We start from the raw sequence: 13200 nt of genomic DNA on the forward strand, positions 1-13200 counted from the left end.
AAGCCGAGACAGTTCATGGACAATCTCGTCATATTGTGTTTCGCGGTGATCAATTCCATTGCGCTTCTCGCCCTGATCAGCTTGGGACTCGCGGTCATTTTCGGCATGATGCGCGTCATCAACTTTGCTCATGGCGAGTTCATCATGCTCGGTGGATATGCCACCGTGATCGCCAATCATTGCGGCCTCAATCTTTGGCTCTCCATGCTCGTTGTCGCCCCAATGTTCGTCGCTCTGATCGGTGCCGTGGCGGAGCGACTGATCGTTCGCCGGCTGTATGGTCACCTGGTCACGACGATGTTGGCGACCTGGGGTCTTAGCCTGTTTTTGATAGGTGCGGTGACCGCCATCTTCGGCAACACGACGATGGGCGTGAGCGCACCGCTGGGCAATATTCCGATCGGTGCCTACTCCATCGGTGCTTACCAACTGTTCTTGATTGGAATCACAGCTCTGCTGGTCGTGAGTGCTCTCCTTGCTTTGCACTGGACGAAATATGGACTAATCGCGCGGGCGGCAATGCAAAATTCGGAGATGGCAGCGACCCTCGGGATCAACTGTGATCGCGTATATGCGGCCACCTTCATCATCGGCGCAGCAATCAGTGGCTTGGCCGGAGCGCTGCTTGCCCCGATATCCGGTGTCCTTCCTCACATGGGCGCGGCCTATGTTGCCCGCGCCTTCGTCACGGTGATCAGCGGGGGCGGAGCCCTGATTACGGGCTTTCTGTCGGCCGCGACAATACTCGGGCCGGTTGAGGCGTTACTTTCCTATTTTGCAACGCCGGTCCTCGGTCAGGCCTCGCTGCTGCTTTTGGCGGTGATCATCCTGCGCCTGTTTCCAACGGGTGTCTCCAGCTTGTGGATTGGAGGTCGATAACGCCATGGTACGTCAAGTCAAACAGGCCTTTTTCCCAGTCGCCCTTGTGCTCTTCGCGGCTCTCGGGCCATTCATTCTGGAGCCTTTCGATCTCGTCAATCTATCGGCCTTTTCGGCCATGGCGATCGCAGCACTCGGTCTTGCCTTCGTCTGGGGGACACTCGGGATCCTGAACCTAGGACATTGCACGTTTTTTGGTCTGGGTGCCTACGCCTATGCAATCGCGGTCTCCAATCTCGGCGACAGCACGCTTGCCGCGTTAATTGGCATCGCGCTGGCGGTCGCATTTTCGCTTGTCCTCGGCTATTTCCTGTTCTTCAGCCGCCTGGGTGACGTCTATCTCGGCGTTATCACGCTGTGCGTGACGCTGATCTTCTATTCCTTCATGACCTCGACCGCCGATCCCTCGTTTCACATCGGCCCGGTGCCGCTCGGCGGCTTCAACGGGATCACCGCAGTCCCGTCGCTTAATATGCCAGGCGATCCGCAGGCATTTCTATCCACGGAAGCGACTTTCTCGATCTGCCTGCTTTCACTGGCTGGAGCTTACGTTCTGCTCTCGCTCCTGCGCTCGAGCGATGCAGGTCGGATCATGACGGCGATCCGCGAGAGCGAGTTGCGGAGCGAGCTTCTTGGTTACGACATCCGCTTCTACAAGCTCGTCGGCTTTGCCGTGAGTGCTGCCATGGCCGGGCTTGGCGGGGCACTTTACACGGCGGTGATGGGCTACGTCAGCCCGAACGTCTTTGACCTTTCGCAAGCCTCGCAATTCGTTCTGTGGGTGATCGCCGGCGGACTCGGGGCCTTTGTCGGACCCGTAGTAGCCAGCTTCGGCTTCCAGCTCCTGAGCAGCCAGCTCGGCGCAAACCAGGTTTTCAACACGGAGCTCATTTTCGGCGCGACGATCATCCTGTTCGTCATGCTCGCGCCGCAAGGCCTGCAGCCGATGCTTCTTGGCCTATCGAGCCTGAAGTTCCCGCACCGCTTCGGCATTTTGCGACGGAAGGAAAAACCGGCATGAGCAAGGTTCCCATTCTTGCGGCGCGCGGTCTCGTTAAGCGGTTCGGGGGTGTCGCCGCTGTTGATGGCGTCGACCTTGTCGTTGACGCCGGCGAAATCCGCTGCCTCATAGGCCCGAACGGCGCCGGCAAAAGCACGCTCTTCAAATGCCTTACACATCAGCATCAGCCGACGAGCGGCCATGTTCTGTTCGAGGGCCGGGATCTGCAAGGGCTGGCCACCCATCGCATTGCTCGGCTTGGGATCGCCATTAAGAACCAGATTCCCAGCATCTACGCCAATCTTGACGTCCGTGAGAATATCCGCCTCGCCGGCCTGCGGAGGTGGCTGGGAAAGCGCCAGCTGAACAGGGTTGTCGAGCTGACGCTGGACGAGATCGGCTTCGACGAACGTCTCGCCAGTCAGCCGGCGGCGACCCTCTCGCACGCCCATCGGCAATGGTGCGAGCTCGGCATGCTGCTCGCGAGCAGCCCGCGCATTGCCCTCCTTGACGAGCCCACCGCCGGCATGACGCGTGAGGAGATGTTGAAGACCGTCGACGTCATCAAACGTCTCAACGCCAGCGCCACGGTAATCGTCGTCGAGCACGATTTGGAGTTCATCGCCAGACTTGCGCAGCGAGTTACTGTCCTACACCGGGGAAAGGTGCTGGTTGAGGACACCATGGACAAGATCGAGGCAAACGAGATTGTTCGCGACATTTATCTCGGCCGCAAGAAGGAGGCCGCTCATGCTGAAGGGTGAACGGTTGATCTCGGGCTACGGCAAGACGCAGGTACTGCGCAGCTTAAGCTTCGATCTCGGCGCTCATGAGATCCTGGGGATCATCGGCATCAACGGTATGGGCAAGACCACATTGCTCAAAACTGTCATGGGACTGTTGCCGGTGGAAGGTGGCCGGATCGTGCTGGACGGTGGTGCCATCGAAGTTCTGCCAGCCTATCGACGCAGTCATCTCGGATTCAGCTACGCGCCGCAAGGCGGAGCGGGTTTTCCTGGCCTCACTGTAAAGGAGAACTTGTTGCTTGCGGGCATGATGCCCGGGTTTGGCAGAGCAAAGCCGATTGCCGAGGTATTGTGTCTCTTTCCGAGACTCGAAAAGCTTCTTCCGCGCCCTAGCGGTGCCTTGAGTGGAGGGGAGCGGCAGTTGCTGGCCTTGGCGCGCGCCATGGTTCGCTCGCCCCGGCTTCTTCTGCTTGATGAACTGACAGAGGGCGTTCAGCCTTCGGTGACCGACGAAATCGCTGAATGCCTGCTGTCGATCCACCGGTCGGAAAAGACAGCCATGATCATTGCCGATCAAGATCTCAGTTTCTTGGCCACGCTGGTGGGCCGAGCGCTGGTCGTCCAGAAGGGACAGATCGTGGCGCAGCGGACTCCAACCGAACTTCTTGCTGATAATGTTTTTGAGGCGGACTGACGTCTTGCCGGGGCCGCATTCAGCGATGCTCGCCGTTGCCTGGATATCAGCACCCCAGTCTCGATCCGTCCGAAACCGTGTTCACCCCGTTTAGACAAGTGCCCACCGTTCAACTTGCGAAGCCACCATGGCCACAAGAACTCTCTCAGTCCAACCGATCGTCAACCTCGGCGCTCTGATGCACGATACCGCACTCGGCGCCTACTGCGACGTCGGTGCGCACACGATCTTGCGAGAAGTGACGATGGGCGATTACTCCTACGTCGAGAACGATTCCCAGATTACCTACATCACGATCGGAAAGTTCTGCTCGATTGCGGCAATGACACGCATTACCCCTGGCAATCATCCGATGCACCGCGCGAGTCAGTCACATTTCATCTATCGAGCGAGTGCCTATTTTCCCAGCGAAAGTGACGTGGCAGATTTCTTCGATTGGCGAAGGCAGCATCAGGTTCACATCGCCCGCGATGTCTGGATAGGTCACGGGGCCATCGTACTTTCCGGCCGCAACGTCGGCACTGGTGCCGTGGTTGCGGCGCAATCGCTAGCAAGGTTGTACCGGTCTACACGATCGTCGCTGGGAATCCGGCACGCCCCGTCAGGCCGCGGTTCTCGGACGATATCGCCGGGCGGCTCGCCAGGCTTGCGTGGTGGGATGAGGATCATGAAATCCTGCGGGTATCGCTGACAGATTTTCGCAAGCTGACGATCGACGAGTTTCTAAGCAAATACGAAGGGGGGCGACCTTGCCAGGTTGAAATCTTCGTGTTGATCGCTTCGAGGGGACTGGTTTCTGATTGTCAGTGGCTCAGCGGCGCACGAAGCGGACATCGAACTCGTTTAAAAGTCGTCGATTGCGATCAATTGTTCTTGTGCGGCGGCTCGCCGTCGTCCCCGTTGGCCGCTGCGCAATTGCTTATCCGCTTAGCCCCCCGGGGGGCAGCACGTTGAGCAGTGCGCTGCCGAGAGTTCAGCGACATAAAATGCCAGCTTATCAAGGAAGGGGTTAACGTGTCATCCGTCGCACAAAATAAGTTTGCGCACGAAGCGATCAAAGAAGCTGCACCAGAGAAAAGCTTTCGATTTTACGACAATCGACAAAAGTACCTTATGTTCGTCAATACGTGCAGCGAGAAGCGTGTCGTATCAGAACGAATAGCGCTCGAACTCGATCAGATCCATCCACGTCCGCCTGCTGTGCGGGTCTTTGATGCGGGCGTCGGTGACGGGACGGTGCTGGCGCGCGTACTGCGTTCGATGCATCAACGCTACGAGCATTTGCCATACTATGTCGTCGGGAAAGAGATCAGCCTCGAAGACATTCGCTTGACGCTCGAAACACTACCTGATCGGTTTCACGAACACCCTTCTATGGTCATCGCCCTGACCAACCTTACTATCACGAGGCCCCACATCTTTCGTCAAGCTCGGCTTTAGCGACATCCAGGCTCGTCTGGCATGAAGTCGCCCTGAGCGGACGAACTGCGGCCGATTACGAGCGCCAGATCAATGATCTGGAGCCGTTTCTAGCTCAACATTGGAAGGCGAGCGTAAGCAAGAAATCCGGCAACCCGGTGTACGAGCGCCCGGTCGTTCTGGTGCCGTATCTGCAGAGCTGCCAGTTCCTGTTGAACCAGGTCATCCCCAGGCAAGGCGCGCTCACGGCGGACTACGATCTTGTCATCGCCTCGCAGCCCTATCGGGCACGGGCGTCGGCGGAGTTTAAGGCAAGGAAAGTCGTTGCGCCCTTAGCGCTCGCACTTGCTCCGGGAGGTCGATTGGTCGGCATTCATTCGTGCGGCAATGATCCAGGCCTTGAAATCATTCAGAGCGTGTGGCCGGGGGAACAGCCGTTCGCAAACGATCAACGAGACATCTTACGCGAAACGAAGTCGCGATGGGGCATGAGGCACACCAATACAACTTCAATGCACTGAGCGATAAGCAGTCTAGATTCAAGTATGTGATGTATACGTTGCCAAACGAAATCGACGCGGACGCCACGTCCATCGGCACGTCAACAATGTTCGCGGCCTGGAATAATACCAACTACGTGGCACAGATTGAGGACGAGCGACTGGCCCGGGCGATGACGGACGATCAGTACCTAGCATGCACTAGGGAGATTTTGCGCAAGCATAATGGACTCTGGTTTTGGGACGAAACTTACGTCATCTCCCGCAAATCACAAGCCGTGAAATAGTTCAGCCTCCGCCGAGGCGCGGGACTTTTACCGCTCGCTTCCAACCTCAAAAGAGCCGGCTGGTCACGTCGAGCCTCAGGCCGCGTTACGGCCAAAAAAGGATCGGTTCATGACCGGGTCAAGGGCCCAAGCTTGCAACGAGGGGGACGCTTGCCAGCAGTTTCTAGGTCAGTACTCCATCGAAATTACACCAAGCGATACTCGAGCTGTTGAGATGGCAAGGCGCGCCCTCTCACCGGGGACGGAGATATATCTTGCGAGTATATCAGGAGAGCCGCTGGAGACGTTGGTTGCAAGAACGGTAGAGCTCAAGACATCAGGCTTCGTTCCAGTGCCTCACTGGGTTGCACGTCGATACGAAAGTCATCATCAGCTCGAGACGGCACTGGCCCGACTGCAGGAGGCCGGCGTCAATCGAGCATTGTTGCTAGCGGGTGACGTTGCGCGCGTCGCCGGACCGTTTCCTTCCAGTCGAGCGGCGCTTGAGACGGGCCTATTCGCTCGCTATGGGTTTGAACGTCTTGGCTTCGCCACCTATCCGCAGCCCCATCCGCACATCCCCACTGATGTGCTAGATGGCGAACTCGATCGAAAGGTTTCGTTGACCGTTCGGCAAGGGATGACGCCGTGGGTCGTGAGCCAGTTTTGTTTCGAGCCAGACGACATAACGGCCCATATCCGTCGTTTGCAGGTGCGAGGGACAATAGACGACGTTCGCGTTGGCTTGGCCGGGCCTACCACGCTAAAGAGCGTCATGCGTTTGGCGCTCATCTGTGGCGTATCACACTCTGCTAAAGCATTGCGCGCTCAAGGTCATAGATTTAGCCGTCTTGCCGTCGGTTATGAGCCGCGGGAGATAATCGATCGACCCTTGCACCAAATGGAAAGCACACTTGAATTGCGATTGTTACGAGCGCACTTCTTCGGGTTCGGCGGACTTCAGCAAAGAGCGACGTGGATCCGACGATATAACGTGAAGAGGCGACGCCCTAGATGCGCTGGAACGTCCTCATAATTCTAATACGGCATACCCATGTTTCCGGGAATCCAGATAACCGTCCCAAGATCTGCCACTTGGTGCGGTGTTTATGTGGTTTGTCGCTACCCGGCCGGCTCATTGCATCCTCTGACAAAGCGACGGACACATCTTCGGCGGTTACGAGGATGTTCGGCACCAATCTACGCGGCTTCGAGCCCAGTGTTCAAGGCTACATGTTTTTTTGTCCCAGCATATTAGCGGTAAGCGGATTCAGGCGCGCCGCCGCGCCAGCTTTGCATCTCTATGGGCGTTGCATCGGTCACCAGCGACCATTGTAGACGAGACCGGCGATTCGGAAGGCGACTGTGCCGACCCTTAGCCCTCGGCGTCTGCCCAATAATCACTGCTCGTGGTCTGAAGCAGGATCCTGCCGGATGATCCGAGAGGGTTCATATGTTGCTCTCTTAACTCTTTACGCGGATGGTCACGCGAGGATTGCCTCCTTCATCCGTGTAGTCGTCCACAATCACTTCGATTTCGTTGTACCAAAACCAAAACTGTCGCAGATGTTCTGCTCTGTGCTGTGCAACAATTTGAGGCTTCTCAAACTCAGTCAACTTTCTTCGAATCATTGGGCTTTTCAAGCATCCGCGATCGCTAGTGGTCCCCAGCAGCACACAAAGAAAATGCGACTGCCCCCGCACCAAGCCCTGCAGTGCTACTCGTCCTGTCGGTTGGACGGCGTCACGTTAACGACAACTTCGTGGATGGGCCTGCGGAGGCGCCACACCCAGCGCCGCGGCCGCAATCCGTTCGGCGGCTCCGAATTTCTTGGCGTGAGGCCCCCCAAAAAGCCCCGGCCACCTTTGGCAGCGGGCCAGTCTCTGGGAGGAACGGGCCTGAAAATCATCCTGCCACCGCCCCGTCAGGAGCAATAAGGCGGCTCTCTCATGCTACTCGGGCCAGCTGTCGAGAAGCTGACGAGCCCCGCGTGGAAAACGCAAAGAACATCCTTTGCTGCGAGTGCCAGCGCAGCCGAAATAGGTCGGGATTTTTCGTGAACAAGGATTTGTGGCAGGAGAATTGGCGCTCGCCTGAGCCGACATTCCGCCGGCAATCTTCAATACGTAGCGAACACCGCAGTCGATGAATTTACAACAGGCATTCGGCGATTCATCAGTGTCTCTTGCTCGCGCTGGCGCATCAGCTCAAATTGACAATGGCCGAGCTACCAAAATCTCAGCCTTAGGGCATGCCGTCCGCTCGAAGATCCATGCTGGAACCTCCAGCAATCCATCTGTTGCGATCCATACAGAGAGCGGCAGAAACCAACATCATCAGCCTTCTCGACCTTTCCATGAACGCGAACGCGGCAATGAACCCAGGGATGAAAACGATAAAGAAAACTGATCGGCGCCAGCGTCGGAGCCTGCAAACAAGGCGTTTCTAGATGCGACGTGAATCTGATTGTGCGACGTTGAGTCAGACCTCTCGGTACCAATCGTGTAAATTGTCAATGTCGGTCGTCCAGCTACTGATGACCGGGCGCAACGTGTTCGAGCACGCGGCGACCCTCATACGGTGAATCACGGGGATAAGAACGGTGTCTTGCCACAGGATATCATTGGCCTTGACGAAGAGGGCTGCGCGCTTAACCGGATCGATCTCAACCTCAGCAGCATCGATCACCGCGTCATAATCGCGGCTTGCGTAGCGCGGAATATTGAATCCCTGCCACTTGCTCTCCTCGCTGGGAATGTAGCGCGAATGAAAGGTACGCATACGCCTCTCCGGGTCGGGCTGGGTACTTAGGGACGCTAACAATTCGATATCTGCATTGAACCTCGTGTAGGTATCCGGATTTGCAACATCGGACGAAAAGAACGCGGATGCGACGACCGATTTGAGCTCCACGTCGATGGCTGCCTTCTGACACGCATGCTTGATGATGGCCTGAGTCTTCTGGCGCGCTCCGTTCGTTGATGACTGGAAAAGCAATTTGAACTTCCTTCCGTCCTTCTCGCGAACGCCGTCCGAGCCGGGTTTCCAGCCGGCATCGTCAAGCAGCTTTGCAGCCTTTTCGATACTGAACTCCCACGAGGTATTCTTAGAAACGAACTGCTCGGGGCCATTAAGGAAATTAGCGGTGGTGTTGCCGGCGCGGCCGTAAATGGCCTTCTTGATCGTCTCTCGATCAACGAGCAGCGCAATCGCCTTTCGTACCGCGGGATCCGACAATAGCGGATGTTTGGTCTTCGAGCGTTCTTGATCGGCCTCGGTGTTAGGATCGGTGAAGTTCAGCGCGATGAACTCAACATCTGCGCCGGCCACACGGATGCTCTTGCCTTTGCTACCTTTTTCAATACGCAACAAAACGTCGTCTTCGACTTGAATGTTCGAACCGAAGTCATATTCGCCGGTCTGGATCACTGCGCGTGCCGCCGAAACGGCATCCCCTCCGCCCTTCATCTCGATTGTGTCGAAATAGGGTCGGCCAGTCATGTGGTATTGGGGGTTGATCTCGCCGCGGACGAGTTCGCCGGGCTTGAACTCGATGAATTTGTAAGGGCCCGTTCCCACCGGCGACAAGTTGTTCGACGCCTTAAGGGATTTGTTGCCCCGATAATCCGCGAACAGGTGTTTTGGGATGATGGCGCCGGGAGCTCCGACAAATGCGTCGGCCCAGAAGGGAGTCGGCTTACTGAAGAGGATACGCACGGTAAGATCATCAATCCGTTCAACCGTTGTGCTGCGGTATGTTGCTGTGGTTGCGGCTGCCGTGTCAGGATCTTTGGCGTACTCCCAATTGAACACTACATCGTCCGCGGTAAAGGGCTTGCCATCGTGCCATTTGACGCCGGGCTTAAGCTTCCATGTCGCTGACTTGCCGTCGGGCGCAAGCCCTCCGTTCTGGATCGATGGTATCTCTGCGGCAAGAACGGGTTGGAGGTTGCCGTCCGGATCCCAACAGGCGAGCGGTTCATAGAAGAGGCGCGAGCCATCCTGGTCCTTCATGCTCGTTGCAAGGTGGGGGTTGAGCAGGGTTGGTCCTTGCCACCACAACATCTTCAGCGGTCCACCACCGCCGCATTTAGTTGGCTTGTAGGTTGATGGGGGCGCGGCTGTGGCTACGCCGCCGATGGCGAGGATCTGCGTTGCCATCGGCGGGGTGATGCCGATGCATATCATGCGCTGGACGAAGGCCCGGCGATCCATAGATCCGCTCTTTACCTTATCGATCAAGCCACGTAGTGCTGCGTCAAACATCGACGGCCTCCGGTGTTCAAGCTATGCTCCGTCCAGATGGTTTGAGCTAGACATGATGGGCCTCTTGCGCCTATTTTCGTTCATCAAACGCTAGTAATCTGTTGACGCGGTCCAAAGGGCGGATCCGCCCAAAAAACCGCCCTGCTTTTCGCAACTGACGAGATCCGTGCGGCGTGAGTCTAAGAGTTGAGACACTCGCAATCCTTGTTAGTCATTGGAGAGCTTTTGTGTGGTCAGGCCTCTCACCCAGTTGAGACCGTACAATTTAACGCCACGTCCGATTCAAGGGGTTGCATTACGCATTACCTCGCCAGAAATGTTCCCGAATAGCGCGTCTTTGCCTCGAATAATTTGCTCCTCGTGCGAGACCGGCGGTCGGGGGGGCGCCGATGGGGCGATTGAGGCAGGCGACGCGCAAGGAGCTATTGGCGACTGTCAGCCAGCGTTACAGGTCGTCGAACCGTGCGCAGAAGCGCGGATTTTCGCCGAGCTCATCGTCATCACCGGATTTCATCGCAAGCACGCCACGCAACTGCTTCGCGGAGCCGACTGAACCGGTTATTGCCCTGCAAGCGACGCCAGGCTGAGTTACCGGCCGCGCTCCGTTTCGTACCGGGATCACCGCGCCGTGTGCGCGACATGGAGGAAGTGGACCTCAGTCGCCGACCTCCCGACCGGCCCCAAGCACGCGAGACTGACACGCTCATCACTGCACCGCCGTCTACAGCGCCACGGTACCGGCCGACTGCCGGATGTCGAAGGCGACAGACCAGCAAGGAAGAAGTTCAAGAGCTATCCGATCGGCTTCTTCCGCATCGATATCGCCGACGTACGGACCGAACACAAGCTTCATATGTTCGTAGCGATCGACCGAACGTCCACGTTCGCTCACGTCGAACGGCACGAAACAGCTACCACCGCCGTATCGAGAGAGTCCTGCAAGAACAGGTTCGAACGTGCTTGAGCATGAAGGCGGTCACTTGTGCCGGTGGACCTCAGCGTCTCAACCGCTGCCGCTCGGGCACGCCGCGGCGAGGCCGACGAGGAGCGCTGCAACCACTTGTCGATTCTTCTCTTTCCTGGATCAGCATCTCTAGGTTTCAACGCTCACCGTAGGATTTGCCTTATTATCTTAGCCTCGCGACGCCGTCAGGTGAGTGCGATCTGCGGCGCTCAAAAGCGTAGACCGGATTAATACCGCAATAGGCGTCTGTGCCGGATGCGGTGGCCATGCACTGGCTATAGCTCGAGAACTGGCAATTACCTGGGTATCCCCAGGTACGTCCTTGCAAGCAGTAAACGTCTTGTTGGGCCGGGGGCATGTATCCCGAACGGTCTCGCGGAGCGGCGATCGAACCTGTCTGAGCGAAAACCAAGGTGGGGACTGCGAGCGCAACAGCAAACAGGAAATGATGGCGCATGGGACCCTCGTCTGACTTGATTTCCTACTAGCTAATGGATCCGATTTGCGTTCTTCTTGATCTTAGTCAATCGCGAGCTAGCGACCGTTTGCGGGCCCAATCGTGAAACAGCACGGCGCGAACAGTACGTTGATTTCAAATGAGTGCAAAAGCTAGCAGGCTCGAGCAGAGTAGCGCAAGGCCTGTCGCGGTTAGCGCCAGCAGGCTGCTGGAAATGAGGTCATGATTATTCATCGTACAGCCCTCGATTGCACGGCAGAGGGAAAGTGACTGTCCTGGTTGGTCCAGTCGACCGGCTGATACATCAATGATTATTCGAATTTGTCGCAATAATCCTGCTATTGCCGGGAGGAAGTGCAGTTTTCCGGCGCAATTTGACCACGGTTTATTGATTTGCGGCGCGAATAACGGAAATCAAGCTTGAGAGCTTTGCGGGTAGCTGTCTAGCGAAACACCGGATCTTTGCGCGTCAATAGATTCAACGCAGAAAGTTATGAGTTTCTTCAGAATTGCGATACGCGCGGCCGAGTCCATGCCACGGACCCGCATCAAATGGATGTTCACACCCAACTAAAGCCAGCGCCAAACTCGGCTACGCCTATCCAACGACGTCCAAAGAGTCAAAACCACTGTGATAAACCACTAGTCGGCGCCCGAACGCCCGGCCGTTGCGACCGAACGTTGCTGATCTCTGCTGCGTGTGCGAGTTCGATGATGAGTGGCCTTCTGCTAAAACAATAGGTCAAGATAGAACTGCCTCTGCTTGCAGGTCGTCAGCTCTTGGTCAGACTGGCGAGGTAGCGTGGTGTTGTTCTTCCAACCCTAGATAGGAGATCAAGGTGAGCTTAGCCAACATTGGGTCGATCGGCGCGAATCGAAGCACCGCGTCTGAGCAGCAAGGGCAATCTGGAGGCGCGGCACAAACTAAATTTGAGCAACAGCTCGCCCAAGCCGGCCGGTTGTCGGAAGAGGAGCCGAATGGACAGCCACGGGTGGTGCAAAATCATCCCGCTGGCGCTTTCAAGGATATTCCTTCCTTCCCTCGGGACTTCGTGCCGGGCTTTAAGGAGCCGCCCTCCGGACCTCGCGACCCTTTTGCCGCTTAAGGACCTTCCGTCTGTACTCGCGGCATAGTTAAGGGGCGCCCGCTCCGCAAGGGGCGGGCGTCTTCGTCTAATTGGGACCTCACTTCTTCAGACTCGGCAAGCCGACCGACACCGAGAGCCGGAGCATCCCTTCCGCATCGCGGCGGCAGTGTGCAAAATTCAACTCGACTCTATGTTTGCTCTCTGAGGTGAGGGCGGCCCGCCCCGCGGCAAGCTCCTATCGAGGGTTGCCGGATGGTCCGGCGCCGAGCCTCAGGCATTGGGAGCGGGCCTGATGAACGATTTAAGGTCAGCTTGCGCTCTGCGCCCGGACGCAGCTGCTCCCTCAAGGCCCGCTCCAGATTGCCTTTACGAAGCCGCGCTTGGTCCGATAAACGGTGGAAAGGCTGACACTCACGGTCCTGGCAATCTCCTCGTCGCGGCGACCTCCATCGGCCGCCAGCAAAATCTGCGCCCGCTTGAGCTTGCGGGCGGTGCGCTTGCCGCCGCCGAGCATCGCCGTCAGTTCGTCCCGCTCGGCTTGGCTCAATCGACCCGATAACGTAACATTCATGCTTCGCCTCCTTGTCGGAGGCCGTAACGAATTGATCCATGAGTCAAACTTCAGGCGCGCTTAACCGAGAAACAGGGTCACTACCTCGCTTTCATCAATACCTATTCGTAATGTTCGGACAGCCGCCCGCCGAGGCCGACATTCAGCGCCATTTCCGCGTCAGCCCGCCCTCAGTCCACCAGATGATCGTCACCCTCGAACGAAACGGTTTCATTCGCCGTCAGCCCGGCGTTCCCCGAAGCATCGAGATTCTCCTGCCACCCGAAAACTTGCCTCCTCGAATGGCTCGGTATCAAAACGTCAAAGTCACTGTAATGAACCATTAGTGGATCCTGTGTAACAGCAACGT

10 protein-coding genes and 3 pseudogenes are annotated in these 13200 nt (G+C 57.1%); 10 read left to right on the plus strand and 3 right to left on the minus strand.

All coding sequences use genetic code 11. The features are described 5' to 3' along the window. The 8 genes and pseudogenes from AOQ71_RS04045 to AOQ71_RS44720 all read left to right on the plus strand — a co-directional run. On the plus strand, window positions 1–879 hold an 879-nt coding region (locus tag AOQ71_RS04045), incomplete at its 5' end, for a branched-chain amino acid ABC transporter permease (protein WP_347336676.1). A gap of 4 nt (window positions 880–883) precedes the next feature. Then, window positions 884–1900: a branched-chain amino acid ABC transporter permease gene (locus tag AOQ71_RS04050; RefSeq protein ID WP_057742152.1), complete on the plus strand. Its 1017-nt coding sequence runs from the start codon at window positions 884–886 to the stop codon at window positions 1898–1900. Next, the gene (locus AOQ71_RS04055) at window positions 1897–2643 is read left to right on the plus strand and encodes an ATP-binding cassette domain-containing protein (protein ID WP_057742157.1); all 747 of its coding nucleotides are present in this window, start codon (window positions 1897–1899) and stop codon (window positions 2641–2643) included. Before AOQ71_RS04050 ends, AOQ71_RS04055 begins: the two co-directional genes overlap by 4 nt. Continuing rightward, window positions 2630–3319 carry an ATP-binding cassette domain-containing protein gene (locus tag AOQ71_RS04060; protein WP_057742160.1) on the plus strand — a complete coding sequence of 230 codons (690 nt, stop codon included), beginning with the start codon at window positions 2630–2632 and terminating at the stop codon, window positions 3317–3319. Before AOQ71_RS04055 ends, AOQ71_RS04060 begins: the two co-directional genes overlap by 14 nt. 127 nt (window positions 3320–3446) lie before the next feature. Then, window positions 3447–4057: pseudogene (locus AOQ71_RS04065) on the plus strand (LbetaH domain-containing protein); the annotation flags it as partial. 276 nt (window positions 4058–4333) lie between these two features. Then, on the plus strand, window positions 4334–4759 hold the full coding sequence (locus AOQ71_RS04070; RefSeq protein ID WP_157083356.1) for a hypothetical protein: 426 nt from the start codon (window positions 4334–4336) through the stop codon (window positions 4757–4759). Window positions 4760–5219: 460 nt separating this feature from the next. Next, entirely contained in the window at window positions 5220–5525 is a 306-nt protein-coding gene (locus tag AOQ71_RS04080; RefSeq protein WP_157083357.1) for a hypothetical protein, read from the plus strand. Window positions 5526–7650: 2125 nt separating this feature from the next. Continuing rightward, window positions 7651–7914: a hypothetical protein gene (locus AOQ71_RS44720; protein WP_157083358.1), complete on the plus strand. Its 264-nt coding sequence runs from the start codon at window positions 7651–7653 to the stop codon at window positions 7912–7914. A 72-nt stretch (window positions 7915–7986) separates the two neighbouring features. On the opposite strand, the gene AOQ71_RS04085 is transcribed toward AOQ71_RS44720, so the two are convergent. After that, window positions 7987–9771, minus strand: a complete 1785-nt coding sequence (locus AOQ71_RS04085) for a peptide ABC transporter substrate-binding protein (RefSeq protein ID WP_057742175.1) — start codon at window positions 9769–9771, stop codon at window positions 7987–7989. 691 nt (window positions 9772–10462) lie between these two features. On the opposite strand from AOQ71_RS04085, the pseudogene AOQ71_RS44725 reads away from it, so the two are divergent. Continuing rightward, a pseudogene (locus AOQ71_RS44725) lies at window positions 10463–10699 on the plus strand (IS481 family transposase); the annotation flags it as partial. Window positions 10700–10898: 199 nt separating this feature from the next. Here AOQ71_RS44725 and AOQ71_RS42495 read toward each other — a convergent pair. Next, window positions 10899–11192 carry a DUF3551 domain-containing protein gene (locus tag AOQ71_RS42495; RefSeq protein WP_083513921.1) on the minus strand — a complete coding sequence of 98 codons (294 nt, stop codon included), beginning with the start codon at window positions 11190–11192 and terminating at the stop codon, window positions 10899–10901. A gap of 1393 nt (window positions 11193–12585) precedes the next feature. After that, a pseudogene (locus AOQ71_RS04095) lies at window positions 12586–12851 on the minus strand (helix-turn-helix domain-containing protein); the annotation flags it as partial. 110 nt (window positions 12852–12961) lie between these two features. On the opposite strand from AOQ71_RS04095, the gene AOQ71_RS42500 reads away from it, so the two are divergent. Next, window positions 12962–13177: a LexA family protein gene (locus tag AOQ71_RS42500; protein ID WP_167353961.1), complete on the plus strand. Its 216-nt coding sequence runs from the start codon at window positions 12962–12964 to the stop codon at window positions 13175–13177. The last annotated feature ends 23 nt before the right edge of the window (window positions 13178–13200 follow it).

The organism is Bradyrhizobium manausense (assembly GCF_001440035.1).
Classification (GTDB): Bacteria; Pseudomonadota; Alphaproteobacteria; order Rhizobiales; family Xanthobacteraceae; genus Bradyrhizobium; species Bradyrhizobium manausense.